17 protein-coding genes are annotated in these 26806 nt (G+C 75.3%); 8 read left to right on the top strand and 9 right to left on the bottom strand.

Going from position 1 to position 26806, the window contains the following annotated elements:
- The first annotated feature begins 12 nt into the window (after positions 1-12).
- Both HD597_RS61725 and HD597_RS67155 read left to right on the top strand, forming a co-directional pair.
- The gene (locus HD597_RS61725) at positions 13-231 is read left to right on the top strand and encodes an FAD-dependent monooxygenase (RefSeq protein WP_308210995.1); all 219 of its coding nucleotides are present in this window, start codon (positions 13-15) and stop codon (positions 229-231) included.
- Positions 185-466: an aromatic-ring hydroxylase C-terminal domain-containing protein gene (locus HD597_RS67155; protein WP_345694345.1), complete on the top strand. Its 282-nt coding sequence runs from the start codon at positions 185-187 to the stop codon at positions 464-466. The genes HD597_RS61725 and HD597_RS67155 overlap by 47 nt, the downstream gene beginning before the upstream one ends.
- Positions 467-504: 38 nt before the next feature.
- Here HD597_RS67155 and HD597_RS61715 read toward each other — a convergent pair whose 3' ends face one another.
- Positions 505-720 carry a hypothetical protein gene (locus HD597_RS61715; RefSeq protein WP_253758618.1) on the bottom strand — a complete coding sequence of 72 codons (216 nt, stop codon included), beginning with the start codon at positions 718-720 and terminating at the stop codon, positions 505-507.
- A gap of 265 nt (positions 721-985) precedes the next feature.
- On the opposite strand from HD597_RS61715, the gene HD597_RS61710 reads away from it, so the two are divergent.
- Positions 986-1726 carry a class I SAM-dependent methyltransferase gene (locus tag HD597_RS61710; protein ID WP_253758615.1) on the top strand — a complete coding sequence of 247 codons (741 nt, stop codon included), beginning with the start codon at positions 986-988 and terminating at the stop codon, positions 1724-1726.
- A complete protein-coding gene (locus tag HD597_RS61705) occupies positions 1726-2649 on the top strand; it encodes an NAD(P)/FAD-dependent oxidoreductase (RefSeq protein WP_253758613.1) in 924 nt (307 codons plus the stop codon). The genes HD597_RS61710 and HD597_RS61705 overlap by 1 nt, the downstream gene beginning before the upstream one ends.
- A 48-nt stretch (positions 2650-2697) precedes the next feature.
- On the opposite strand, the gene HD597_RS61700 is transcribed toward HD597_RS61705, so the two are convergent.
- The 7 genes from HD597_RS61700 to HD597_RS61670 form a co-directional block, all read right to left on the bottom strand.
- Entirely contained in the window at positions 2698-5142 is a 2445-nt protein-coding gene (locus HD597_RS61700) for a class I SAM-dependent methyltransferase (protein ID WP_253758611.1), read from the bottom strand.
- Complete coding sequence (locus HD597_RS61695; RefSeq protein WP_253758609.1) at positions 5129-6559, bottom strand: ABC transporter ATP-binding protein; 1431 nt, start codon at positions 6557-6559, stop codon at positions 5129-5131. Before HD597_RS61695 ends, HD597_RS61700 begins: the two co-directional genes overlap by 14 nt.
- Entirely contained in the window at positions 6556-7314 is a 759-nt protein-coding gene (locus tag HD597_RS61690) for an ABC transporter permease subunit (protein ID WP_253758606.1), read from the bottom strand. The genes HD597_RS61695 and HD597_RS61690 overlap by 4 nt, the downstream gene beginning before the upstream one ends.
- Before the next feature lie 89 nt (positions 7315-7403).
- The gene (locus HD597_RS61685) at positions 7404-8330 is read right to left on the bottom strand and encodes an ABC transporter permease (RefSeq protein ID WP_253758605.1); all 927 of its coding nucleotides are present in this window, start codon (positions 8328-8330) and stop codon (positions 7404-7406) included.
- A 10-nt stretch (positions 8331-8340) separates the two neighbouring features.
- Entirely contained in the window at positions 8341-9873 is a 1533-nt protein-coding gene (locus HD597_RS61680; RefSeq protein ID WP_253758601.1) for an ABC transporter substrate-binding protein, read from the bottom strand.
- A gap of 2 nt (positions 9874-9875) precedes the next feature.
- On the bottom strand, positions 9876-16424 hold the full coding sequence (locus tag HD597_RS61675) for a type I polyketide synthase (protein ID WP_253758599.1): 6549 nt from the start codon (positions 16422-16424) through the stop codon (positions 9876-9878).
- Positions 16421-20353: a non-ribosomal peptide synthetase gene (locus HD597_RS61670; protein ID WP_253758598.1), complete on the bottom strand. Its 3933-nt coding sequence runs from the start codon at positions 20351-20353 to the stop codon at positions 16421-16423. The genes HD597_RS61675 and HD597_RS61670 overlap by 4 nt, the downstream gene beginning before the upstream one ends.
- A gap of 113 nt (positions 20354-20466) precedes the next feature.
- Between HD597_RS61670 and HD597_RS61665 the strand changes: the two genes are divergently transcribed.
- Genes HD597_RS61665 through HD597_RS61655 form a run of 3 tightly spaced genes read left to right on the top strand, consistent with a single transcriptional unit; the run spans position 20467 to position 24695 of the window.
- Positions 20467-21642 (top strand): class I SAM-dependent methyltransferase, encoded by a 1176-nt coding sequence (locus HD597_RS61665; protein WP_253758596.1) that lies wholly within the window; start codon positions 20467-20469, stop codon positions 21640-21642.
- Between the two features lie 36 nt (positions 21643-21678).
- Entirely contained in the window at positions 21679-23625 is a 1947-nt protein-coding gene (locus tag HD597_RS61660; RefSeq protein ID WP_253758594.1) for a phosphopantetheine-binding protein, read from the top strand.
- On the top strand, positions 23622-24695 hold the full coding sequence (locus tag HD597_RS61655; protein WP_253758592.1) for a saccharopine dehydrogenase NADP-binding domain-containing protein: 1074 nt from the start codon (positions 23622-23624) through the stop codon (positions 24693-24695). Before HD597_RS61660 ends, HD597_RS61655 begins: the two co-directional genes overlap by 4 nt.
- A gap of 51 nt (positions 24696-24746) precedes the next feature.
- On the opposite strand, the gene HD597_RS61650 is transcribed toward HD597_RS61655, so the two are convergent.
- The gene (locus HD597_RS61650) at positions 24747-25967 is read right to left on the bottom strand and encodes an alpha/beta hydrolase family protein (RefSeq protein WP_253758590.1); all 1221 of its coding nucleotides are present in this window, start codon (positions 25965-25967) and stop codon (positions 24747-24749) included.
- 232 nt (positions 25968-26199) lie between these two features.
- Here HD597_RS61650 and HD597_RS61645 point away from each other — a divergent pair, with 232 nt between their 5' ends.
- Entirely contained in the window at positions 26200-26793 is a 594-nt protein-coding gene (locus HD597_RS61645; protein WP_253758587.1) for a hypothetical protein, read from the top strand.
- The last annotated feature ends 13 nt before the right edge of the window (positions 26794-26806 follow it).

Here is a 26806-nt window from a genome sequence, read left to right as displayed (position 1 = left end):
CGTGCACGAAGCCTGCTCGGCATCCCGCAGCCGGTCATCGTCCGCCTGCTCGAAGAGCATGCGGACGAGCTGGGCGCGCAGATCCGGCACGGTTGCGCGGTGGCCGGTTTCGAGCAGGACGACGAGGGCGTGACGGTCGAGCCGGCCACCGGCGAACGCCTGCGTTCGCGCCACCTCGTCGGCCGTGACGGCCGGACCTGCTCGGCCGCCGCCTGCCCGACCCCGACGTGAAGCAGAGCCGTCTCTACGGTCTGCTGCATCGCGGCCGCGGCCTGCTGCTGGACCGCACCGAACGCCTGACCCCGGCGGCCGGCCGGACCGGGTCGATCACCTCGCCGATCCCACCGCGGCGCCGGACGTCCCGTGCGTCCTGCTCCGCCCCGGCGGCCACGTCGCCTGGATCGGCGACGATCAGCAGGACCTGAACGGCCATCTCACCCTCTGGTTCGGCAGGCCCGCCACCTGATCAGTGGTCATCCCGCACGCGCAGAGCCACGAGGGCCGTTACCCGAGGGAGTCGAGACGCTCGCGCCCCTTGTCCGTCAACGACGCCAGATGGACTCCCACACCGAAGCTGGTGAAGCCCGATCTGGCCGCCTTCGTGAATTCTGCGACCACCACGTCGGAGGGGAACTCCTTGACCAGGACGTCATAGGCCGCGAATCCGTGGTCCCGGACGGCGGCGAGGACCATGTCCGTGTTCAGCTCGGGGTGTGCCACGATCTCCTCCAGCGGGTCGCCTTGCCCCTACAGTCCCACCATCCGCCGAGACCCTGTCATCCTCAACGACTTTCGCGATCCTCCTCCCGCCGATCACGAGGGATCGGGCGGCCCCGCGCCGGCGCCCGCCCTTCCCGGGCGGTTCCTTCGGCCTGGCGGTCTCCAGCCTGGCGGGCGGCTGCTCCGGCCGGCGAACAACTCAGAGGTCCTTGACGACTCCTCCATGCCCTCCTTAGGCTCCCGAAATGGTAATGATTATCAATTCATGGAGAGGACGAGCATGGCGGACGAGTACGAGCGATCCGCGGAATTCGTCGACCTGATGCTCGCGGCGCCCTGGCGAGGACTGGGTCCGCCGCTCGCGGAGGCCTTACGGGGGGTCACCGGCCCGATCGTGGACGTGGGCGCCGGCGGCGGGCACGGCACCCGGGTGATCGCGGAGGCGGTGGCCGGAGCGGAGATCGTGGCCGTCGAGCCGTCGACGGCGCTCCGGTCCGTCCTGCTGGCCAGGGTGGGCGAATCGGCGGAGCTGCGCGAGCGGGTGACGGTGCTGCCGGAGCACCTCCTCTCGGCGGCGCTGCCGCCCCGGCCGGGCGCCGTCGTCCTGATGAACGTCATCGGCCACTTCGACCCGGCCGACCGGCAGGCGGCCTGGGCGATGCTCGCGGATCGGCTCGCTCCCGGCGGCCGGGCGGTGCTGAACCTGCAACCGCCCGCCGAGCCGGCGGCGGTGCCGGAGACGAGGTTCGCCGACGTGCGGATCGGGCGGCGCCGCTACGAAGGGTGGGGGCGTGCCGAGCCCGCCGGCCCGGACCGGATCGTCTGGCACATGACCTACCGCACCTACCAGGACGACAGGCTCGCCGACGAGCTGAAGACCCACTACGACTGGTGGGTGCTGGACGAGCGGCGGCTCAAGGAGGAGGTCGGCCGGCACGGCCTGGTGCAGCACCGCACCGGCCCGGACGAGCTCGGCATGCACGTCATCGACAGAGGAGACGCGTGATGTACGAGGTGGTCGTGGTCGGCGGCGGGCCCGCCGGGCTCAGCGCGGCGCTGGTGCTCGGGCGGCAGCGGCGCCGGGTCCTGGTGGTGGACGCCGGCCGGCCGCGCAACGCGCCGGCCGCGGAGATGCACATGTTCCTCGGCCGGGACGGCGGCTCCCCCGCGACGTTGCTGGCCGATGGCCGCACGGAGGTGAGCGCCTATCCGACGGCCGAGCTCAGGCAGGGGCGGGTCAGCTCGGCGGAGGGCGAGTCCGGCCGGTTCACGCTGTCCCTGGAGGACGGCGAGCGCGTGGAGGCGTCCCGGCTGGTGCTGGCGAGCGGGCTGACCGACGAGCCCGTCGCGATTCCCGGGCTGGCGGAGCGGTGGGGCAGGAGCGTGTTCCACTGTCCGTTCTGCCATGGCTACGAGACGAACGGGAAGGTGCTCGCCGTCATCGGCAACGGCTTCGAGGCGATGCTGGCCGCCTACGTCGCCGATCGGTACAGCGACGACGTGGTGCTCTGCACGAACGGCCCGAGCGCCCTGCCCGAACCGGTGGCCGCGGCCGTCAAGGCCCGCGGCGTCCAGGTGGTCGAGACCCCGCTGGCGGGCCTCGACGGCGAGCTGGACGCGCTGACCTTGCGCTTCGCGGACGGGACGGAGCTGGCGCGCGAGGCCGTCTACCATCGTGCGCCCACCCGGCCCAACACCGACCTGGCGGTGCAGCTCGGTTGCGCGTTGCTGCCCGATGGCTGCGTCGAGGTGGACGAGTACGGGAGGACCAGCGTGCCGGGCGTCTACGCGGCCGGGGACGCGGCGCACCTGAAGGCGGTGCCGGACCCGGTGACGCTGGTGGGGCCGAGCGCGGCCGACGGGGTGCGGGCGGCGGTCTGGCTGGAGCAGGAGCTGTTCCGCGCCGGCCTGCCGGTGGCGCCGGGCTGACCCCGCCGACCGGTACGACGGGCCCGCGCGCCCGCCGTACCGGCGTTCTCAGAGCCTCGTCGCGACGAACAGGTGCTGGGCGGGCGAGGCCAGCGGGGAGCCGGCCCGCGGCAGCTCCAGGATCGGGCGCAGCCCGGCCTCCGCCAGCTCCGCCGGAAGCTCCCGCCCGGTCAGGAACACCCGGCCCGTGCCGCCACGACGGTCACCGGCGCCGAGCTCCGGCCTCCCCTCCCTGGGGGACAGCAGGAACTGCATGGTGGCGAGCACCAGGTAGTGCTCGCGGATCGCCTCGGTGACCACGACCAGCCCGCCGGGGGCCAGCAGCTCCCTGATCCAGCGCAGGGATCGCCCGGCGTGCCGGGCGCAGTGCAGCACGTTGGCGGCGATCACCACGTCGGCGCCGCCTCGTACGGCTCCCTGGGCCACGAGGTCGGCGTTGATGTCCAGCAGCGCGTAGCGGAGCCGGTCGCCGAACCGGTCCTCGGCCGCCATCGTGAAGAATCTGGACACGTCGGTGAAGAGGTAGTCCGCCTGGGCGTCGCCCAGCCCGTCCAGCGCCGCGGCGGTGCTGCCGCCCGCGCCCGCGCCGAGCTCCACCACACGCAGGGGCGCGGAACGGGTGGCCGCGGCCCGCCCCACCAGGTGACCCATGGCGGCGTTCAGGTAGGTGTTGCTGACGTTGTTCTGGTCCTTGCCGAGCGAGGTGAGCAGGTCCCCGTCGGGGAACAGCAGTGCCTGCGCCATGATCTCGTCCCGGAGCAGCTCGGGCAGGCGGGCGAGAGCGGTGCGGTAGAAGGTCGCCATCTGGCCGGGGTAGCCCAGCTCGGCGCAGGCGCGCTCCAGGCCGGCCGCGTCGTCCTGCGCCGCGTCACCCGGGCTCACGGTGTCGAGGCGGCCGCCGGGGTGGCGGCGGGCGAGCCCTTCGGCGCCCAGCACCTCCAGCCAGCGCCGGACGATCCATTCGTGCCGCGCGGCCACGCCCAGCGCCGCCATGATCTGCTCGGCTGTCCGGGGCCTGCCGGGAGGCGCGACGCCGGCGACCAGCCGGTTCAACGCCCGCAGCGCGATCTCGTCAAAGCGCCGGACGGCGTGCGGCAGGTGGGTGAGCGCGGAGTCGGGCACCGGCTCCGGTGTCCGCCCGGCCATCCGCGCGAGGGCGAGGCGTCCGGCCCGGTCGGCATCGGCCGCCTCGCCTGCCACGCTGACGGCGTCGTGACCGGGGCCGCTGGGGATCCGTACCGTCAGGTCCTCGGGGATCGGCAGGCCGGCACGCCTGAGCTCGCGGCGGGCCACCTCGGCCAGCCGGGCCCGGGCGAACGCGCCGAGCGGCTCGTGCGGCCGGCCCGTGCCCGCCAGTTCGTCGGGAGGCGTGGCGGCTGCCGCGGCCGGAATCGCGACCTGCAGCCGCACGGGGTCGTCCGGGTCGAGCAGCACCGCGCCACCCGCGTCCCCCAGCGCGGCCCGCAGGCTCGCCCCCGTCGGTGCGCCGGGCTCGAACAGGCCGTTGGGGATGCCGGTCACGCGGACGGGACCGTTCTCGCGGGCCAGGGCGGCCATGGGCTCAGGCCCGAGTTCGTCCCACCGGCGGAGGGCGGCGGGCGGGCTCCGCGGCGGCTCGACGTGGAGCACGGCGTCGAACCGGTACCGGGTCAGCTCGGTGTCGGCCGTGAGCGTCTTGGCGAACAGGCTGACGGTCACCCGCCGGCCCGCGCTCGCCGCCACCGCCGCGAGGGTCGCGGGGTCGAGAAGCAGCTCGGTGTCGGCGGCGGCCCGGTCCGCCGATCCGGGTCCGAGCCGGCGGTAGTGCTCGCCGAGCAGCCCCGAGTGGCGTACGTCCCCGACGACGACGGTGCCGCCCGAGGTCACGAGGCCGATGGCGTCGTGGAGCACGGCCGCCAGGTACTCCACGCCGGGGAAGCACTGGGTGACGGAGTTGAGGAGCACGCAGTCGGGCCGGTCGCCGAGGCGGGCCAGGGCGGCGCGTACGGCACCGCCGTTGATCTCGTGGGCGGCCGCCCGCACGACCGTGACGCCGTCCAGGCCGAGCCCGGTCAGCCGCGTGACGACGTGCCCGGCGATGTCGGTCCCCACGTAGCCCTTGAGGTGCGGGTGGAGGCGGTGCAGCAGCAGGCCGGTGCCGCAGCCCAGTTCGAGCAGGCGGGACGGCCGGTGCCGCAGGACCAGCTCGGCGGTGCGGTCGGCCCACTCGGCCATGTGGTCGGCAGGCAACGGACGGCCGGTGCCGGTGGCGCGCCAGCCGGCCAGGTCGAGGTCGGGACGGTGTGCGCCCTGGCCGGACCCGTAGGTCCACTCGTAGACCTCTCCCCAGTGTTCGAGGTGCTCGGCCACCAGGTCGCCGAGGACGGGCGGCCGTCCCGGCTCCTGCCGCACCGACAGCGCCGCGGGATCGGCCGTGACGACGAGCCCGCCTGTTCCGGTCAGGTCCGCGCGGGTGATCCAGGGGTGGGCGAGCAGGGATTCATAGGGCGTCAAGGGATGGCCTCCGGTGATCGTCGTGAGAGCAGGGACGGGGGTGCAGCCGGCCGCCTTCTACGCGGAGCACGCGATCGGCGCGGGCGGCGACGGCCGGATCGTGGGTGACCGCGAGCACGGCGAGGCCGCTTTCGCGGCGCAGCGCGTCGATGAGGTCGAGGACCTGGGCGGCGGTGCGGGTGTCCAGGGCGGCGGTGATCTCGTCGGCCAGCAGCACGGCGGGCTCTCCCGCGAGCGCCCGGGCGAGCGCGACCCGCTGGCGTTGCCCGCCGGAGAGCGCGCCCGGGTAGCGATGCGCCAGCTCCTCCGGGAGCCCGACGGTGGCCAGCAGGTGGAGGGCCCGCGCGCGGGCGGCCCGGCGAGACAGCCCGCGCAGGGTGCGCAGGGGCCGGGTGAGCGCCGCGCCGACGGTGCGGGCCGGGTTGAGCACGTCGAGGGGGTTCTGCCCGGCCAGGGCCAGCGCCCGCAGGGCTGCGGGGCTCCGCTCGCTCACGGGCCAGGGCAGCGGTTGTCCGGCCACGGTGGCCTGTCCTGCCTCGGCGGGGTGCAGTCCGGCGAGCGCGCGCAACAAGGTGCTCTTCCCCGAGCCGGACGGCCCGAGCAGCGCCACCGCCTCCCCCGCCCGGATCGTGAGGTGGACGTCCGAGAGCAGGGGTGCTCCGCCGGGCGGCTGCGCGACGGTCGTCCCGCGCGTCTCCAGCACCGGTCCGCCGCGCATCACCCTGGAACGGATCGGTGTCGTGGGCGCGGGGCCGGGCCCTCCGCCCGGGCCGAGCCGTACGACGTGGTCGGCCAGCTCGCGCACCACCCCCATGTCGTGGGAGACGACGAGGGTCACCGAGCGGCCGTCGCCGCGGCGCCGCCGTACCCGCTCCAGGACGAGTGCGAGCGCGGCCGGGTCGAGCGCGCTGGTGGGCTCGTCCAGCACGAGCAGCTCGGGGCCGGCTGCCAGGGCGCGGGCGAGCGCCACCCGCTGCGCCTGCCCGCCCGAGAGCTGGTGCGGGCGACGGCGGGCGAGGCCGGCGGGGTCCAGGCCCACCTCGGCGAGCGCCCGTTCCTCCGCTCCCGTGCCGCGCGCGGATCGGGGCAGCGCCTCGCGCACGGCCGCCCGCGCGTCCAGCAGGGGGTGCAGCGCGGAGGCGGGGTCCTGGCCGAGGAAGCCGACGGTGCGCCGCCGCCAGCGACGCGGGGCCCGTACCGGGGCTCCGTGCCATTCGATCCGGCCGCCGGCCTGCGTCAGTCCGGGGGGCAGCGCGCCCAGGACGGCCCGCAGCACGGTCGTCTTGCCCGCACCGGACGGTCCCACCAGGGCGAGCACCTCGCCGGGCGCGATCCGCAGGTCCAGCCGGTCGACGATCACGGTTCCCGCCCTGCCGGTGACGGTGAGCCCGCGAACGGTCAGCCCGTCCCGGTTCATGACAGCCCGCCCCGGGCGGCGAGGGAGTGGGCGAGCACCGCCACGCTGCCGGCCAGCACCGCCAGGGCAGCCGCCGGCGCGATCGTCGCCGCGGCGTTCAGCCCCAGGCCTTGCAGGTTCTCGCGGAGCATGGCGGCCCAGTCCGGCGCGGGCGGCGCCGGGCCGAAGCCGAGGACGTTCAGCGCGGAGGCGAGCTGCACGGCCAGCACCACCCGCTGGCCGAGGTCCGCGCCGACGAGCCCGGCATGCGCGGGAAGGACCTCGCGCAGCACTACGGCACCGCCCCGCTCCCCTCGGGCCAGCGCCGCCTCCACGTAGCCCGCGTGCCTGGCCGCGGCTGTGGCGTCGGCGACCACCCGCAGGGTCAGCGGCGTGCCGCCGAGCACGGTCCCGGCGACCACCGCCGCGGGGCCCGGCAGCGCCACCACCGCCAGCAGGGCGAGCAGCAGCAGGGGCAGGGCCAGCAGCAGGTCGGCGGCGCCGGCGGCGGCCCGCCCGAGCCGCCCGCGGCTCCATCCCGCCCAGAGCCCGCCCGCCACGCCCAGGGCCGAGGCCGTCAGCGCGGCCGCCAGCGAGGTCAGCGTCAGGTCCCTGCCGCCGGCCAGGACCCTGGCGAGCACGTCCCTGCCGAGCGCGTCGGCGCCGAGCGGCAGCCCGGGCGCGGGCCCGGCCCATGGGGACGCGACGATCGCGGCCGGGTCGTGCCCGGCCACCGCCTCTCCGCCGAGCGCTGCCAGGAGCACGGTCCCGGACACCGTTCCGAGGACGAGCACGGTACGCGGACGGCGCCCGTTCACCGGGTCCCGCGCGGCACGGACCTCCGGAACCGGCCTGGTGAAGCCGTTCACGGGCCCGCCGTTCCCCGGCGGGCGCCGTCGGCGGCGGCGAGGCCGGCCACCACGACGGCGGCGGCCAGCAGGGCGACGCTCTGGACGACCGGCACGTCCCTCGTCGAGATGGCCGTGACCAGCAGCTCGCCCAGCCCGGCCAGCCCGAACAGGGTCTCCGCCACGGCAGTGCCCGCGACCAGCCCGCCGAGGGTGACGGCGAGGAGCCGGGTGGCGGGCGCCGCGACCATCGGCAGCACGTACCGCAGCGCGATCGTGGCCGGCGGCAGGCCGCGAAGCTCGGCGTCGAGCACGTAAGGCCGGGCCGCCACGTCCGCGATCGCCCCGCGGAGCAGGGCGGCGCCGTACGCGGCGATCGGGAGCGCGAGCGTGAGCACGGGAAGTGCGAGCAGATCGGGCCGGCTCCAGGCAGGCTCTCCGGCGGGCAGCATCGAGACCGGCGGGAACAGCCCCCATCCCGCCGACAGCCAGGCCACCAGCGCGGCGGCCACCACGGCCTGGGGCAGTGCCGCGCCCGCCACGATGACCGCGTTCGCCGGGTGCCGCAGCCACCTGGGCCCGCGCGCGGCGGACCAGGCCAGGGCCGCGGTCAGGGGCGCGCTGACCGCCAGCGCCGCCGCGGCCAGGACGAGCGTCACGCCGGCCCGCTGCGCGACGAGCTCGCCGATCGGCCGGCCGGTGATGAGCGATGTTCCCGGATCACCGGTCAGCACGCCCGTCAGCCAGTCCAGGTAGCGGACGTGCAGGGGCCGGTCCAGCCCCTGCTCCGCCCGCAACCGGGCCAGCTCCCCGGGGGCGGCGCGGCCGCCGCCGAGGACGTCCGCCGCGTCACCCGGGAGCGCCGCCGTGCACAGGAAGATCACCACTGAGGCGGCGGCCATCAGCAGGACACCCCTGGCCGACGCGCGGACGGGCCACGGCATTCGGGACACCTCAGCCGTCCAGGCTCACCTGGTCGATGAACGCCGAGGCGAAGCCGATCCCCTCGGGCACGCCGCTCACCCCGGCCCTGGCCAGGTCGAGGCGGTCGCTGAGCGCCCAGATCGCGTAGCCGCCCTGGTCGCGGAGCCTGGCCTGCAGCTCGCCCAGGAGCCGGTGCCGCTCGGTGTCGTCCGGCTCGGCCAGGGCCTTGTCGAGCTCCGCCGACCAGGCGCGGTCCTGCCACGCCGTCTCGTTGGTCGGGGAGCCGGGCGTGAGCGCCACCCTCACCACGTCGAGGAACGGGATGCCGCCCAGGTAGCTGATGTAGAAGGGTTCGCGGGCGTAGACGGCGGAGAAGTAGGTGTCGGCCGGCTCGACGGCCACCTTCACCCGCATCCCGATCTCGGCGAGCTGCCGGGCGATCAGCGTGGCCGCGCTGTCCATGCCCGGATAGGCGGTGGTGGTGCGCAGTGTGAGATCGACGCCGTCCGCGAGGCCCGCCTCCGCCATCAGCTTCCTGGCCCGGGCGAGGTCGCGGGTGCGCTGTTCCAGCGTCGCCGGGCTGGTCGGGTCCTTGGGGGTGATGAGGTCGTTGCCGGCCTCGCCGTAGCCGAGGAAGACGGTGTCCAGGAGCTGCTGCCGGTCGAGGGCGAGCCGGACGGCCTGGCGTACCCGCAGGTCGTCGAAGGGCTCGGTGTCCATGCGCATGACCAGCGGGTACAGGGTGGCGCCCGGCCGGCGCAGCAGCCGGACCGCGCTGTTGCCCTCCTGCTGCTTGGCCAGCGTGGCGGGCACTCCCCCGGCCAGGTCGACCTGGCCGGACAGCAACGCCTGCGCGCGTGCCTGCGGGTCGGGCACGGCACGCACCTCGATGATCCTGGCGGGCGGCTCGGGACCCCACCAGTCGTCGTTGCGCTCGTACACCACCGCCTGGGCGCCGCCCCTGTCCGTCGGGCGGAACGGGCCGGAGCCGGGCACCGGCTTCCCGAAGTCGTCGCTGCCCTCGGGCACGACGAACGTCGCGCCCTCCAGCGCCTTGCCGACCTCGGCGTAGGGCTTCCTGGTCACCAGCTCGAACGTGGTGTCGTCGATGGTCGTGGAGGCGTCGAGGTCGAACATGGCCATGCGGCCGAAGTTCTCCGCCGCCTTCTTGCCCATCCGGCGCAGCGAGAACAGCGCGTCGGCCGCCCTGACCGGGCGGCCGTCGGAGAAGGTGGCGTCGCCGCGGAGGGTGATGCGCCACTTGGTCAGGGTGGCGTCGGGCCGCCACTCGGTCGCCAGGCGCGGCTTGGTGCCGCCGTCGGCGCCGGGAACGGTGAGGACGTCGTAGGTCAGGGCCATCCTGACCACGTCGCTCTCGCCGGGCAGCAGGCCGTGCGGGTCGGTGACGGCGTTGGAGGGCGAGCCGGGCGCGGCGTAGCGCACGGTGCCTGTGCCTGTGCCTGTGGCGGCCGGTGCCGGGCCGGACGTGGTCGTGGAACAGCCCGCCAGGAGGGCGACCGCGGTGACGACCGCCGCTGACCGGCGGCGGAGCTGCGTGTGCATGGTTACCTTTCTCGAAGTCGCGCCAGCGCCCTGTCGAGCGCGGCGTTGATCAGCCGGGCCACGGCGGGCAGCACCGGAGGGTGCAGCAGGCCGTAGTGGTGGGCGTCGACGCCGGTGGCCTCGACGGGCCCGGCCAGGTGGCGTCCCCAGCCGAGGTCGGGCCGGCCCGGCGGAGTGTCGTCGACGCCCATGCCGATGCCTGAGTTGCGAGGTGAGGGCCGCTCCGCCCGGATCAGCAGCGTGACCGTGCCCCGGTCGGCCAGCCGCCGCGGGGTATGGGCGGCCAGCGCCCGCAGGTGCCTGGCGAACACGGCCACCCGCCCCGCCAGGTCCTCGCCGCGGCCGAGCAACCGGTGCTCGCGCAGCCGGTCGGCGGCCGCGGCCATCCGCCGCTCCTCCGGCACGTCACCGACGCTCAGGTCGATGCCGAGGTACGCCTCCAGGGCGTGCAGGTGCCGGACCGTCACCTGCCATTCGACCTCGGCGGCGTCGCTGCCGGGAACCTCGCGGATGAGCGCGGGGTCGTTGGAGTCGAGCAGCGCCAGCAGCGCGGCGGGCCGGCCCCCGGCGTGCAGCTGCCGGGCCATCTCCTGGGCCACGGTGCCGCCCATCGACCAGCCGCCCAGCAGCCAGGGGCCCTCCCCCGGGCCCCCGGAGGCGTCGATCGCGCGCACGTACTGCTCGGCGATGCCCTCGACGGTCTCCGGCCCCGGCCCGTACGCGCCCGCCAGCTCGGGGTCGGCGAGCGCCACCACGTCCACGCGGGGATCCAGCAGCCGGGACAGCTCGGCATAGCACAGCACGTCCCCGCCCGAAGGGTGGGCGAGGTACAGGGTGGGGCGGGCCGCCCCGCCGGGCTCGGCACGCAACGGCAGCACGATGTCCCGCACGGGGACCGCCTCGGCGCGCACCGGCGGCACGGGGACCGCCTCGGCGCGCACCGGCGGCACGCGGCTCGGCTCGGCGCGCAGCGGCAGGACGATGCCCCGCACGGGGCACGGCTCGGCCGGGGCGGGTGTGACGTGGCCGGAGGAAGGAACGTCGTCGCCGGGCGGTCGTGCCGCGACGGTCTGCCCGGGTTCGGGCAGGGTCGTCCAGGCGGCGGGCGACGCGGCCAGCTCGCGCACCCGTGCCGCGTGCCCGGCGATCACCGCCTCCAGCTCGTCGCCCGGCAGGACGCCGTCCAGCGCGTCCCATTGCAGCCGCAACTCGCCGTCGTGTTCGAGCACCTGGTGGTCGAGCCAGGTCTGCGGGGTCTGCGAGAGCGCGTGCACCTGCTCGCCCGCCCACTCCAGCCGGCCGCCGCCGTCCACCATGTCGGTGATGCCGAGCGCGCTGGTGAACACCACGGGGACCGGCCGTACCTCTCCCGTCCTGGCGGCCTGCTCGGCGAGCACGTCCAGTGCGAAGAAGCCGCGGTGGTCGAGGTCCGCGAACATCCTCGCCTGGGTGGCCGCGGCCCGGTCGGCGAAGACGGCGGCGGGCTCGGCGGGGACCTCGTGCAGCAGCAGGGAGGTGAAGTCGCCGACGACCCGGTTGACGTGCGGGTGGATGGCCGGGCGGTCGAAGAGGGTCAGCGTCACGCAGAACCCGGCCGATCCTGACCAGCGGGCCAGGGCGTCGGCGTAGACGGTCAGCAGCGCCGCCGCCGGAGTGACCCGGTGCCGGGCTGCGGCCTGCCGGAACGCCGCCCACTCCGCACGGTCCAGCCGTGCGGAGCGTCGTACGAACCTGGGAGGCGTCCCGTCCGGGTCGCGGACCGGCAGGCGGGGCGGGCCGGGAAGCGTGTCGAGCCGCTCGCGCCAGTAGCGCGCGGCGCGGTCGTCGCCCCGGCGCTCCAGGGCCGCGGAGCAGGCCGCCGGGTGCAGATCCAGCGGCGGCAGCGGGACGCCGGGGCGGGTGTAGAGGGCGTGCAGCTCGGACTCGATGATCCACCAGCTCGCGGCGTCGCAGATGAGCACGTCCACCCCGATGAACAGCCTGATCAGGCCGCCGGGCAGCCGGGCCGCCTGGATCTGCGCCAGCGGCCAGCGGTCCGGCGGGCCCGGCCTGGTGGACAGCCTCTCCCGCAGGGCGGCCAGCCGTTGCGTCCGGCGCTCCCGCGTCAGCGTGGTCAGGTCGTGCGCCCGGATCCGGTAGCGCGGCAGGTCGTCCAGCACGCGCAGCCGTCCCTCGGGGGTGGCCACGGCGCGCAGCATGGGGTGGCGGGCCACGACCTGGTTCCACGCCTCCTCGAAACGGCCGAGGTCCAGGCCGTGGCAGTCGTACTCGAGGGAGAAGTGGCAGGGCAGGTCTCCCCACTGGTAGCCGCCGTTGCGCCCGATCCAGTAGGCGTGCTGGACCCGGGTCATCGCGAAGGTGCCGTCACCGTCGAGGACGTCCTCCTCCAGCGTGACCTCCGGGTCCGGCCCGGTGCCCGCCGATCCGACCAGCTTGGCGATCCCCGCCACGGTGGGCGCGGCCAGCAGGTCCCGCATTCCCGGCCGCGCGCCGAAGCGCTCGCCGAGCGCGGCCAGCATCCGCACGCCCAGCAAGGAGTGGCCGCCGAGCGCGAAGAAGTCGGCGTCGGGATCGGTCACCGGGACGCCGAACAGCTCCGACCACAGCTCCGCCACCACCCGCTCGGACGGGGACAGGCGCGCCACGTCGCGGCCGGTCCCCGCGATCGTCCTGGGCCTGCCCGCCTCGGCGATGCGCGGGTCGAGGCCGGTCGCGGCGACCGACACGACCGGCGGCAGGATGCCGGACTCGCCTGCGGCCAGCAGCCGGTCCAGCGCCCTGGTGCCGGTGGGGGCGTCGAGCGCGCCGGTGAGGACGACGGTGGCCTCGGCGCCGTCCTCGGCCACCCGCCAGCCGTCCCAGACCGCGCTGATCCACCGGGTGGGGCCGGGTGCGGCGAGGCCGAGCGCGTCCATCGCGGCGTTGGCGGCCGCGTAGGGCCCCATGCCGACGCCTCCGACCAGCGTGGTGAGCGAGGACATGAGGAGCACCGTCCGGGGACGGCGCTCCGCCGGCAGCGCGGTGATCGCGTCCCGCAGCGCGAGCACTCCCCCGGCCTTGGCCCGTACGTGCTCGGTGGCCTGCTCGGCGTCGAGCGATCGCAGCGGATCCAGCCTCGCCCCCGCCACCACGCCTGCCGCGTGGACGACGAGCCCGATCGGCCCGCCGGCGGAGAGCTCCCCGATCAGGGCCGCGGTCGCGGCGGGATCGGCGGCGTCGCAGACTCGCACGTCCACACCGGCCCCGGCGAGCGCGGCACCCCGGCGATCGGCCGTCCGCGAGGTGACGACCACGCGATGCCCGCGCGCGGCCAGGTGACGTGCGAACAACTGCCCGACGGCCCCGAGCCCGCCGGTGATCAGCACGGTGCCGGGCGGCGTGGCGTCTCCTCCGGTGACGGGCGGGGTCCACGGCGCCAGGCGCCGTCGCCATCTGGACGCGCCGCGCAGGGCGGTCTCCGTTCCCGTTTCTTCTCCGCTCGCGAGGACGCCGAGCTCGCGCAGCACGGCGCCCGCCTCGGCGGCGGGATCGGCCGGCGCGCCCAGGTCGAGCGTGGCCCACCGCAGGCCGGGCTGCTCCTGGCCCAGCACCCGTGGCAGCACGCGGACGGCCGCCTGCGCCGGATCGGGCGGTGGATCGCCGCCCACCTGCTCGCCGTACCGGGTGACCAGAAGCAGGCACGGCTGCCCGGGCTGCTCCGCCGCCACGGCGGCGACCTCCCCGAACGCCAGCACGGCGGCGGAGACGGCGCCGCCGCCCGGCTCGGCGTCCGTCGCGACCGCGACCAGCCCGGCCAGGGGAACCGTGGGATCGGGCGATTCGAGGCGGACACGCAGCTCGTCCGCCAGCGCGCCGGCGCCGATCACCGCCCAGCGCCCGGCCGGGACCGGGGCCGAGCCGGTGGGGACGACCTGGGTCCAGACCGGGACCTGCAACGGCTCGTCCGCGTCGATCTCCGATGGCGTGTCCGGGGAAGGCGGATCGATCCACAGGCGGCGGCGCTGGAAGGCGTACCCGGGCGCGTGCACCCGCCGCCCGCCGGCCGCGGGCAACGCGGCCAAGTCCACCGGCCTGCCATGGGCCCACAACGTTCCGGCGGCCTGCCGCAGGCCCGCCGTCTCCGGCTCGTCCGGCAGCAACGTGGTCACGACCGACCGCAGGCCGGGCAGGGCGTTCCTGCGGGCGAGAGCGGACAGGGCGCTTCCCGGCCCGGCCTCCACGAGCAGGGTCTCGCCCTCCGGGCCGGCTGCTGCCCGCAAGGCACGCGCGAACCGTACGGGCTCGCGCAACTGCCGCGTCCAGTGACCGGCGTCCGCCAGCTCGGCGCCGATCGAGGCGCCGGTGACCGTGCTGAACACGGGCACGTCGGGCGCGCCGCCCGTCAGCCCGGCCAGTGCCGCGCCCAGGCCGGGCAGCTCCGGCTCCATCAGGCGGGAGTGCATCGCGGCGTTCACCCGCAGCCTCGTGCCCGTGATCCGACGTCCGCGCAGTTCGTCCGCCAGCCGGTCGATGGCCGCCGCGGGCCCGGACACCACGCACGCGGCCGGGGCGTTGACGGCGGCGATGTCGAGATCGGGGTGATGTGCCAGCAGCTCGCCCACCGCTTCCTCGCCGAGCGGCACCGCGAGCATCGATCCGCCGCCGGCGGCTCTGGCCGCGGCGGCGCACCGGGCGGCGACCAGCCTGGCGGCTTCGGGGAGCGGCAGCGCGCCGCTCACGGCCGCGGCCGTGCACTCGCCCAGGCTGTGCCCGACGAGGGCGTCGGGCACGATGCCCCACGACGCCAGCAGCCGTGCCACCCCGTACGACACGGCGAAGACCGCCGGCAGCCCGAATCCGGCGTCACGGACGCGGGCCTCGGGGATCGCCGGATCCAGGGCGTCGCGGACGTCGGCGCCGAGCAGCGGGAGCAGCCGCTCCGCGCACTCGTCCACGGCCCGGGCGAAGACCGGTTCGTCCCGGTAGAGCCCACCGCCCATCCCGGGATACGCGCTCCCCGCGCCAGGAAAGGCGAGCACCAGGCGCGGGGCGGCGGCCTTGACGGGGGTCGCCGCCGCCAGGCCGGCCCGGCCCACGCCCGCCACCCGGTAGGCCAGCTCGGCACGCCCTGTGGCCAGCGTGCGGGCGAGCCCGGCCTCGTCGGCTCCGGCCCGGGACGCTACGGCGCGGGCGGTCGCGACCGCGGCCTCAGGGGTGGCGGCCGAGACGGCCAGCAGCTGGGGCCGCCGGTCGGCGGGCACGGGCGGCCGGCGCGGTGCCGGCCCGAGCACCGCATGGCAGTTGGTGCCACCGATGCCGAACGAGCTGACCCCGGCCAGGGCAGGCGTGTCCCAGTCCCTGGTCCCGGCGACGACCTCGAACGGCGAGCCCTCCAGGCCGAGCAGCGGGTTGAGCGGATGGGCGTGCAGCGACGCGGGCAGCACCCGGTGCCGCACCGCCAGGACCGCCTTGATGAACGAGGCGATGCCGGCGGCCGAGTTGGCGTGGCCGATGTTGCCCTTCACCGAGCCGAGCCCGCACCACGCCGGCCCGGTGTCGCCGAACACCCGCCGCAGCGCGGCCACCTCGATGGGATCGCCGAGCGCGGTGGCGGTGCCGTGCGCCTCGATGAGCCCGATCTCGTGCGGTGACGCGCCGGCCACCGCGAGCGCTTCGGCCACCGCCCGGGCCTGGCCGCGCATGGACGGCGCGGTGAACCCGGCCTTGTCGGCTCCGTCGTTGTTCACCGCCGAGCCGTGCAGCACGGCGAGCACCGGGTCGCCGCCGGCCAGCGCGTCGGCCAGGCGGCGCAGCACCACCACGCCCACGCCCTGCGTGTAGACGATGCCGGTGCCGTCCGCGCTGAACGGCCTGACCGTCCCGTCCGCCGCGTACACGCCGCCGGCGACGTGCACGTACCCCTGGCCCTGCGGCACGATCAGCGACACCCCGCCCGCGAGCGCGGTGTCGCACTCGCCGGACAGCAGCGACTGCGCGGCCAGGTGCACGGCGACCAGCGAGGTCGAGCAGCTCGACGCCACCGCCACCGCGGGCCCGGTCAGGTTCAGCCGGTAGGCGGTCTGCAGCGGCAGGTAGTCGGCCTGGGTGGAGATCGCCGTCTGCAGGCTGCCGAGCGGGTCCCGCCCCGCGCCTGTCGGGTTCCACCGGCCGGCGAGGTTGCTCGCCAGGTAGGCGCTCTGCATGGCGCCCGCGAAGACACCGACCGCGCCCGCGCCGCGCCCGCCGCCGTGACCGGCGTGTTCCAGCGCGTGCCAGGCGCATTCGAGGAACAGGCGGTGCTGGGGGTCGAGCAGGGCGGCCTCGGCGTCGCTGAACCCGAACGGCTCGGGGTCGAGCTCCTCCTGTCCCTCGATGAGCCCGCCCACCGGGACGAAGCCCGGGTGTGCCCGTAGCCTGCCCGGCACGCCCCTGGCGGCCAGCTCGCCGTCGGTGAACCTGGTCAGCCCTTCGCGGCCGTCCCGCAGCAACTCCCAGTAGGCGTCGGCGTCAGGCGCGCCGGGGAAGCGGCAGGCCAGGCCGACGACGGCGATCCGATCCTGCGCGGCGCTCATCCGGCGAGCTCCGCCGCACGCGCCCGAGCCGCCCGCCGGGCGGCGGCGTGATCAGGGGCGGGCTGGTCGGAGGCGGGCTGGTCGGAGGCGGGCTGGTCGGAGGCGGGCTGGTCGGAGGCGGGCCCGGATGCCGGCGGCGGGCTCTGCCTCGGTGGCGGGGTGGCGTCGCGGGACGCCTCCTTTCGGGTGGTGATGAAGGTGGCGAGCTCCCTGACCGTTGGCCGGGCGAACATGTCCACCACCGTCAGTTCCTCGTCGAGCTCGGCTCGGAGGGCGCGGTGGGCGAGCACCATGGTCAGGGATGAGGCTCCCAGCCGGAAGAAGGGCGTGCTCACGTCGACCGGCGTCTTGAGCAGCTCGCTGAAAACCCTGGCCACGGCCCGCTCCACCTGCGGATCGGGACCCGCCTGCGAGGCGGCCGGGGCGGGAGACGGCGGTTCCGCGTGGGGCGCGGGCTGCGGGTCGGCGCCGGGCGTGACGGACGGCAGCGTCGCGGCGGACGGCAGCGGCGTGGCGGGTGCCAGCGTGGTGGCGATTTCATGGGTGAGCGGCCCGTCGGTGCCGCCCTCGACGACGAGCTCCATCACCCCGTCGGGCGACACGGTGAGGCTGAGTCGCAGCCCGCGGGTGACCGTGGTGCTGATCGCCTTCGCCTCGGGCGCGGTCGTGGGAGGCGCCTGCTCGTGGAGCGCGGCCTCCGGCGCGGGAGCCTCGTCCTCGGCCGGGCTCCCGGATGGCCGGTAGGGGCTGGCGAGCGCCTTGTAGTCGATCTTTCCGTTGCCGGTGATCGGCAGGCTGTCCATGAGCAGAAACCGGTTGGGCACCATGAAGCCGGGCAGGCTCGCCCGAAGGGCCTCGGCCAGCTCGTCGTCCGACGGCGGCGCCGCGGGGTCGGCGGGCACCACGTAGCAGACCAGCCTGGGCCGTTCGTCGGGCCCGGGCACGGCGCGGGCCACGGCCTGACGTACGGCGGGATGCCGGTCGAGCGTGGCCTCGATCTCGCCCAGCTCGATCCGGTGGCCCCGGATCTTGACCTGCCGGTCCAGCCGGCCGAGGAACTCGATCGTCCCGTCGTACCGCCAGCGGCCGAGGTCGCCGGTGCGGTAGAGGCGGCGGCGCAGGATCGGGTGCGTGATGAACCTCTCGGCCGTCTGCCCGGGATCACCGACGTAGCCGCGGGCCAGCCCGTCGCCGCCGATGTGCAGCTCGCCGGGCTCACCCACCGGGCAGGGACGGCCGTGCTCGTCGAGGATGTGGAAGGACTGGCCGCCCAGCGCCCTGCCGTACGGGATGCTCGGCCAGGACGGATCGACCTGCCCGATGGGGTGGCAGATCGACCAGATCGACGCCTCGGTCGCCCCGCCCAGGCTGACCACCTCGGCGCCGGGCGCGAGCGCCCGCAGCCGGTCGGGCAGCGTCACCGGGATCCAGTCGGCCGACAGGAACACCAGCCGCAGCGTGGACAGCGCCTCGCGGACCGCCTCCGGCTCCAGCTCGGCGTACTCCACCAGCATCTCCAGCAGGGCGGGAGCGGTGTTCCACACGGTGACCCGGTGGCGGGCCATCAGCTCCAGCCAGTGGCCCGGGTCGCGCTGGCGGTGAGCCTCGGGCACCACGACGGCGCCTCCCGAGCCGAGCACCGAGAAGATGTCGTAGACCGACAGGTCGAAGCTGTACGCCGACAGGGCGAGCACCCGGTCGTCCGGGCCGAGCGGGAATCGATCGTCCAGGTCGTCGAGGGTGGTGCGGGCCGCACGATGCTCGACGGCCACGCCCTTGGGCCGCCCGGTCGAGCCGGAGGTGAAGATCGCGTAGGCGAGATCGTCCGGCGCCGGCCGTCGCGGCTGCGCGGAGTCCGCTCGCCGCAGCACGCCGTCGGCGTCGAGCCGGTGCGCGCCGACGTGTTCCGGCCAGGCCGTGTCGTCGGCCTCCGGCGCCAGCAGCGCCGTCCGGATCGACGCCTGCTCGCTCAGGGAGGCCACCCGGCCGGCGGGCCAGGAGGGCTCGACGGGCACGTACCCGGCTCCACTGGCCAGAACGCCGAGCAGGGCCGTGACCTGGGCGATGCCCTTGTCCGCCACGACCGCCACCAGGTCGCCCGGTCCGACGCCGAGCGCGGCCAGCGCGCGGCCGGTACGCAGGGCTCGCCCGGCGAGGTCCCGCGCCGTCACCTCGCGGGTCAGGTCGAGCAGGGCGGGCGCGGAGGGGGCCCGCCTGGCGGCGGCGCGCAGCGGCTCGTCCAGGAGTGGACCGGCCCCGCCGAACGCCCCGCCCGCCACGTCCTCGTCGGCGAGGAACGACGGGTCCCAGCCGAGCGCGGGGTCGGTCCACAGCTCCGGCTCGGTGGCCAGCCGCCGCAGCAACCGGACGTGCGCGGCCAGCATGCCGTCGACGAAACCGGCCGGCAGCGCGCCGTCCACGGCGTCCCACGCGATGCGGAGCCTGCCGTCCTCGTCCCAGACGATGTGGTCCAGCATCACCTGGGGCGTCTGCGAGACGCCGAAGACCTCGGTGCCGAGCCAGGCGGCAGGTGGCTCGCCCGGGCCTGCCAGGCCGACGCCGCTGGTGAAGACCACGGTGTGGGTGGGCAGGGGCAGACCGGTGGCCGGGTCGGTCACCCGGGGGCGCTCCCCGGACTCGATCGCGGCGCGCAGCGCCTCCATCCCGGAGACGGCCCGGTGGTCGAGATCGGTCCAGAATTGGCGGTTGACGGCCGCGGCGTAGCCGGCGAAGCCGTACCAGCGGCCGGGGTCGGCGACGGGGACCTCCACCAGGACGGTGCTGGTGAAGTCGCCGACGATGCTGTCCAGGCCCGGGGTGTCGTCGCCGAGGGCGAGGTCGTCGCGGTCGAAGAGGGTGGTGTTGAGGCAGAAGGGGTCGCGGGCGCCCCAGCGCTGCAGCACCAGGCCGAAGGCGGCCAGCAGCAGGCCGGTGGGGCTCAGCCCGTGCGCCGCGCCCTGCTTGCGCAGCTGCGCCCACTCCTCGGCGGGCAACTCGGCGGCGTGCCGGACGAGGCGGTGGCCGCTGAACTCGGCCGGACCGCGGGTCCAGGGCAAGCCGGGGCCGTCCGGCAGGCCGGGTGCGCGGCGGGCCCAGTAGGCGGAGGCCTGCTCGCGGCGCCGCAGCTCGGCCGGATCCTCCAGCCGGCGCCGTACGAGATCGGCGAACCCGAGGGGCGGCGCGGGCAGCTCCAGGCCGGGATCGGCCGTGTACCGGCCCCACTCCCTCATCAACCGCATCCAGCTCATGAGGTCCAGGGCCAGCACGTCCACGCCGACGAACAGCCGGGTACGGCCGTCCGGCAGCAACGCCGCACGCAGGTCGAACAGCGGCCAGCGGTCGGTGGGCAGCACCTGGTGCGAGCACTCCGCGCGCAACGACTCCAGCGCCTGCCCGGCCCGTTCCGGACTTTCACCACGCAGGTCGGTACGGGTGATGGCGTAGCCCGGCACCTGGTCGAGAACCGTCTGCCGGGCATCGGCGCCCACGACCATGCGCAGCATCGGATGCCGCCGGACGAGCCGGTTCCACGCGGTCTCCAGACGGTCGAGGTCCGCCTCCTGAGAGCCCTGCGGCACGCGGTCGTACTCGAAGTAGTAGAAGGTCGCCACTCCCCCGAGCGGGAACGCGGGATCCCGGCCGACCAGGTAGGCGGTCTGGATCGGGGTCAGCGGGAAGGACTCACCGTCCCCGGCGGGCTCGTCGGGGACGATCCCGGCGGCGACCGTCCGCGCGGTCGCCGACCCGAGGAAGGCCGTCAGCGGGAATCCGAGCCCGGACTCCTCCAGCAGGCGCCGGCGCAGGCGGACGGCGGTGAAGGACTCCAGACCCAGGGTGGTGAGCGGGGCGTCGGGGTCCAGGTCGGAGGGCCGGAGTTCCAGTACGTCGGCCAGGCAGGCGAGCACTTCTTCGACGGTGGCGGAACCCAAGGGTGACCCCTTCCACAAGCGGCGGCAATGGAAACGGTTTTCATTGCTACACAACTTGGCCGGTTTGTCCAGATCTTGAAAATGATTACCGTTATTTCGTACGATCTCGCCTCATGCCGCCCTTGAACGACCGTGCCGACACCGCCGGGCAGGCCGCCCTCGCAGGCGCCGACCCGAGCGCCGCGGCGGGAGCCGTCCACGACCTGGACCGGCTGATCCTGCTCGGCCTCGCGGCCGACCTGCACCGGCGCACCCGGCTGGAGCGGGGCACCCGGCTGGGCCGGGGCGCGGCGCGCGAGGCCGACGCGATCGCAGGCGACCACGGCGGGGCGCATGAGGCCGACGCGATCGCAGGCGACCTCCGGGCCGCGCCCCGGCACCGCTGGATCGCCGGCCACTGGCTCGCCGCGCTCCACGAGGCCGGCCTGGTCTCCAGGAACGCCGCGGGCCGCTACCACGACCTGCACGCCCCGCGGCGCGCGGAGCTGGCGGCCGCCCGCACCCGCGTGGAAGCCGCGCGGCTGGCGCTCGGCTACCCGGCCGAGCTGAGCGAGCTCATGCTGCGCTCGCTGCGGCTGCTGCCGTCCCTGCTGCGCGACGAGGTCGGCGTGCAGGCGCTGCTCTACCCCGACGGCGAGCCCGCCACCGCCGAGGCCGTCTACCGCGGCAACCTGATCAGCCGCTACCTCAACGCCGCCGCGGCCGAGGTGCTCACGGATCTGGCCGAGCGAGCCGTCCGGCCGCTGCGGATCCTGGAGCTGGGCGCCGGCATCGGCGCCACCACCGCGGACCTGCTGCCGGTGCTGACAGGCAGGCCGGTCGAGTTCTACCTGTTCACCGACCTGTCTCCGTTCTTCCTCGACACCGCGCGCCGCCGCTTCGACGCCGGCTTCCTGCGCTACGCCCTGCTCGACATCGCCCACGACCTGCCGCGCCGGCCGGGCGAGCTGGACCTGGTCGTCGCGGCGACCATGGCGCACAACGCCCCGCACGCCGGCCGCCTGCTCGGCCAGGTCGCCGCGTCGCTGGCGCCCGGCGGGCGGGTGCTGCTCATCGAGACCGTCCGCGAACATCCGCAGTCGCTCACCACGATGCCGTTCGCCCTGTCCACGCAGGACGGGCCGCCGCGGCGGCTCGACGGCCGGGCCGGCAGCACCCGCACCTACCTGTGCCGGGAGGAATGGCTGAGCGCGCTGGAAGGCAGCGGGCTGCGGATCGAGGTGGACCTGCCGCGTCCCGGCGACCCGCTGACCGCGCTGTCGCAGCGCCTGCTCGTGGCCACCCGCTGATCACCCGACCGTTCACCCGATGATGGGAGTACACGCATGAAGGAGCTGGCCGAGATCTGGTCGGAGCTGCTCGGCCTGCAGCCCGGCGAGATCCCGCACGACGTCGGGTTCCTGCGCCTGGGCGGGGACTCGGTGCTGGCGGTCCGCATGTCGGCGCTGGTCCGCAAGCGGCTCGGCGTCGCGCTCGCCCTGTCCGACGTGCGGGTCGAGACCACGCTGGGCGACCTGGCCGAGCTCGTACGACGGCACACCTCCGGCGACGCGCCCGCGACCAGGGCGCTGCCGCTCACCGTCACGCCGCGCCCCGACCCGCACGCCGAGTTCCCCCTGCTCCCCCTCCAGCAGGGCTACTTCGTCGGCCAGCAGGACGGCTGGGAGCTGTCCTACGACTCGGCCCACTACTACCTCGACTACGCGCTGACCGGGGTGGACGGCGACGAGGCCGCCGACGCCCTGGCGGACGCGGTCGAACGGCTCGCCGCGCACCAGCCCACGCTGCGCGCCCGGGTCACCTCCGACGGCCGCCAGCACGTCCTGCCCGCCGGCGCGCCCGGCGCGGTGCCCCGGGTCCGGGTGTACGACCTGCGAGAGGCGAGCCCGGACGAGGTCGCCACCGCGCTGGGCGACGTACGGCAGGAGATGAGCACCAACGGCCCCGACCCCACGAGCGGCCCCGGCATCGACGTCCGGCTCACGCTCCTGCCCGGGGACGAGGGACGGCTGCACCTCGGACTCAGCCTGCTGATCTTCGACGGCTGGTCGTCCAGCGTGCTCAGCCGCGACCTGCTCACCTTCGTCGCCGACTGGAACGCCGCTCTTCCGCCCCTGGACATCCACTTCGGCGACTACGTCACCTCGCTCGCCGGCCTGCCCGCCACCGAGGCCTGGCAGGCCGACCGGGACTGGTGGTGGTCGCGGCTCGACACGCTGCCGGGACCGCCGGCGCTGCCGCTGGCCGCCGACCCGCAGGAGGTGCGCCCGGTCACCATGGGCAACCGGGAACACCGCTGGAGCGCAGAACGCTGGGCGGCGCTGCGGCGGCAGTGCACCGACCGGGGCGTGACCCCGTCCACCGCCATGCTGACGGCGTTCGGCGTGGTGCTGGCCCGCTGGGCCGGGCACCGCCGGATGTTGCTGAACTCGCTCCAGCTCAACCGCCTGCCGATCCACCCCGAGGTGCAGCGCGTGGTGGGCGCCTTCGCCGCGACCATGCTGCTCCCCCTCGACCTGGACCCCACGGCCACGTTCGCCGGGCTCGCCACCGCCGCGCAGGCGACGTCCGGCGAGCACGCCGCCCACAACCTGATCACCGGGGTCGAGGTCGGGCGCGAGGTGGCCCGCCGCCGCGGGAGCTGGCGGCCGGTCGGGCCGGTCGTGTTCCAGAGCGTGCTCGGGGTGGACGCGGCCATGGGCGGCGGGCCGCCGGAAGACGCGGGGCCGCTGGGCCGGGTGGTCGCCTCCGACTACTTCCACCAGCTCCGCACGCCACAGGTGGCGATCGAAATCCGCTGCTTCGAGCTGGGCCCGGAGATGGTGGCGGTCTTCTCCCTGGTCGAGGAGCTGTTCGAGACCGATCAGGTGACGGCCGCGTTCGCCGAGTTCGTGGCGCTGGTCGACGCCCTCGCCGAGGGGAGCGGCTGGGACCGGGTGCCCGGGCTGCCCCCGGACGCGGAGCCCGGCTCGGCGACCGTTCCGCGGCTCGGCCTGCTGCCCGAGCCGGCCGTCCGCCACCGGGAAGGGCCGCCGGCCGACGATCCGGAGCAGGCCGTCGCCGACGTGTTCGAGGAGCTCCTGGAGGTGCCGGTGCTCGACCGGGCCGCCGACTTCTTCCGCCTCGGCGGGGACTCCCTGCTCGCCGTACGGGCGGTCGTGCGGCTCGCCAAGGAGGCCGGCGTGTCCGTGCCCGTACGCGAGTTCCTGGCCGACCCCACGGTGGCCGGGGTGGCCGCCATCGTCCGCTCCCGCCTCGGTGACCAGCGGTGATCGGAATCCTGGGCGCCACCGGCGCGGTCGGCCGCACGGCCGCGCAGCGCATCGCCGCCTACGGCCTCGGGCCGCTGCGCCTCGGCGGCAGGAACCTGACGGCGGCCGCGGACCTCGCGGCCTCGCTTCCCGCTCCCGCCCACGCGGTCAAGGCGGACCTGAACGACCCCGCCGAGCTGGCCGCCTTCTGCGAAGGCTGCCGGATCGTGGTCAGCTGCGCGGGGCCCACGTACCAGGTGCTCGACACGGTCGCCCGCGCCGCCTTCGCCGCCGGCGCCGACTACGTCGACATCGGCGGCGAGCTGGCCGCCAAGGACGCGCTCACCGGCGAAGGCGTCGCCGGTGGCCGGACCGCGGTGTTCTCCGCCGGGGTCATGCCGGGCCTCTCCGGCCTGCTGCCCCGGCTGCTGGCCGAGGGACGACCGCTGCGCCGCCTCGACGTGTACGTGGGCGGAGCCGCCGTCTTCACCCCGCTGTCCGCGGTGGACGCGTTGCTGACCAGGGGGCCGCGGTTCGGCGAGCCCATGGCGGCCTGGCGCGACGGCCGGGTGGCCCCCGGCACGCTGGCCCCGCTGCACCAGGTGCGGCTGCCGGGCTTCCCGGTGCCCGTGCACGCCTGGCCGTACCTCACCACCGAGGCACAGACCCTGGCCGCCGGCACCGGGGCCGGCGAAGTGCGCTCCTACAACGTCTTCGCCTCCAACCGCCTCCCCGAGGCCCTCGCCTCGGCCTGGGCCGAGACGCCGGACACCCGTCCCGAGACACTGGCGCCACACGCCGAGACGGTGGTGCGCGCCTCCCTGCGGGACAACGCCGACTTCGGCGCCTTCTACGTCATGCTCTTCACCGCGCGTCCCCGCCCTGGCGCCCCGCCCGGGCCCACGAGGGTGCTGCTCACTGCCGTGGACTCCTACGCGCTGAGCGGGGTGGTGATGGCGCTGGCCGCCCGCGCGGTGCTGTCCGGCTCCGTACCGGCCGGCGTCCACCTGGCGGCCGAAGTGCTGGACCCCGGCGCCACGGCTGCCGCGCTGCGGAAGGACGCGCTGGTGGGAGGCATCACCATCGAGTAGGGCGGCGCCTGTGCCGCACCCGTGGGACATGCCCGCGCATGGACCGAGCCGCTATGCGCAGGTCTTCTTCTCCGGGACGCAGAACTCGACCTCCGGGTACCTCGCCGACGGCTTGTCGAGCAAGGGCCGCGGCTTCTTGCGCAGGTGCCGGTCGAAGAAGGCCGTGACGTACTTGCGGGTGATCGCCATGGCGCGGGCGCCGGGGATGTCGGCGCCGTCCTCGATGCCGAGCTGGTCGACCAGCACGCCGAGGTCGGTGAAGGACGTGTGCGCGGCCCCGGTCACGAGCAGCCAGCGTTTCCAGCCGTGCAGCCCCGCCCAGACGCCCTCCCAGTTGGCGCCGGTGCCGGGCCGGCCCGGCGTGTACGTGGCCGGCTTGCCCAGCAGGAGAAACGGCCGGGACAGCCCGGCGTCGGGAAGCGGGGTCTCGACGGTGCCGTCCACGTCGATGCCGGCACGGATCCGGGAGTCGGCGGCCATGGCCGCGAGCGTGCTCGCGCCGCCGGCGGACTGGCCGGACATGGCGATCCTGGAGGTGTCGATCAGCCGTGCGTGCTTCCACTTCGGGTGCGCGCCGGTCAGCTCGTCGAGCACGAAGGAGACGTCGGCGGCCCGGCCCCGCTCCAGCTTCCACCACACGGTCAGGTCCTTCTTCATCTCACAGGTGACGCAGGTCGTGACCCTGCCGTCGGGGAAGGTCTGGGCGACGTTCTCGTAGGTGTGATCGATGGCGGCCACCACGTACCCCCGGCTCGCCAGCTCCTCGGCCAGGGCCGTGAGCTCGGATCTGGGCTTGCTGTGCCCCGGGGAGAGCACGATGAGGGGCAGGCTGCGCGCGCCTCCTGCGGGGCGGGCGTCGGTGAAGGCGTGGGTGCGTACCTTGCTCAGCGTGTCGGCCGGGACACTGGTGATGTCGCCGTCCGCGAGGAGCAGCTCGGACTCCTTGGGTGTCATGTACCGCGCCCGGTGGCGGCCCGGCGCCTTGGCGGGGTACCACAGCGAGACCATGAGCTCGCGGGCCTTGACGCCGGGAACCCAGGGGTCGGGGCGCGAGGTGTCCTTGAGGTGCAGGGACGTCGTCCCGACCGGCTGCGAGCCGGTGGGCTTGGGCAGGGACAGCTCGCGGGCGGCGGAGGCGGGCTCCGCCTGGCCCAGGCCGGTGGCGACCATGGCGGCCACGAGCCCGGCGACAGCGGCCAGCCTGCCCCGCCGCCAGGGTTTGCGCAGCTCCCGGGGCTTGGCCTGGCCATGGTGGTCGATCATCTGACTCATGCCGATCGACTATACCCTGAGAGTATACGCGCGGCGTTTATGTGATCGAACGCTTGAGGATGCGTGGATCCACCACTTGGAGATCATCTGATCGAATCGAGCCAGAGGCCACGCACGGCGAAACCCCGGCTCTTGACCGCCGTCAGCATCCGTGTCTAGATCGAAAAGGCCGCCCCGCCGCACCCCTCTGGAGGACCCCTCCCATGGCCGCAGCAGCGACTCTCAGACCACGATGACCCGGCCGGACCGCCCCACCACGCAACCACCCCGCCGGGGACAGGCGTTACGCATCTCCACCGTCCTGGCCGGGCTGCTCAACCTCGCCCTCGCCGCCCTGCTGGCCGGCATCCCGTCCAGCTCCCCCACCCTCGACGAGCTGCCCACCCCCGAGAACCACGCCGCCGCCCCGCTCCCCGCCGACGCCACCCGCGTCCATCTCACCGCCTCCCCCACGACGAGCGCCGCACGCCCGCGCCGCGTCACCACCGCCCCGACGACCACCCCGGCCCGCGGGCACAGCGACCACCGCCCGACAGTCACCCCCAGCCCTCAGCGCTCCACCCGGCCCGCCGTCCTCCGCACCACACCGGCCGGACCGACCCCGGTGGCCGCCGCACCGACCACCTCGCACCGCCCGGCGCCGGCAACGTCCAGCCCCTCCAAGGCCGAAGAGACACCAGAGTCACCGGATCCGGAGACGACCTCCCAGCACACCCCGCCGGGACAGACCCGAGAACCCCCGGGACAGGTGGCCAAGGAGCAGCGAGCGGAGAACGACGAGGACACGCACACGCCACCCGGCCAGGCCAAGAAGTCCGAGCCGTAGCCGCCCGGCCTCC

It is taken from the genome of Nonomuraea thailandensis, from assembly GCF_024172165.1.
Classification (GTDB): Bacteria; Actinomycetota; Actinomycetes; order Streptosporangiales; family Streptosporangiaceae; genus Nonomuraea; species Nonomuraea thailandensis.
Note: the sequence above shows the minus strand (reverse complement) of the source record. Positions and strands in the feature narration are given on the sequence as shown.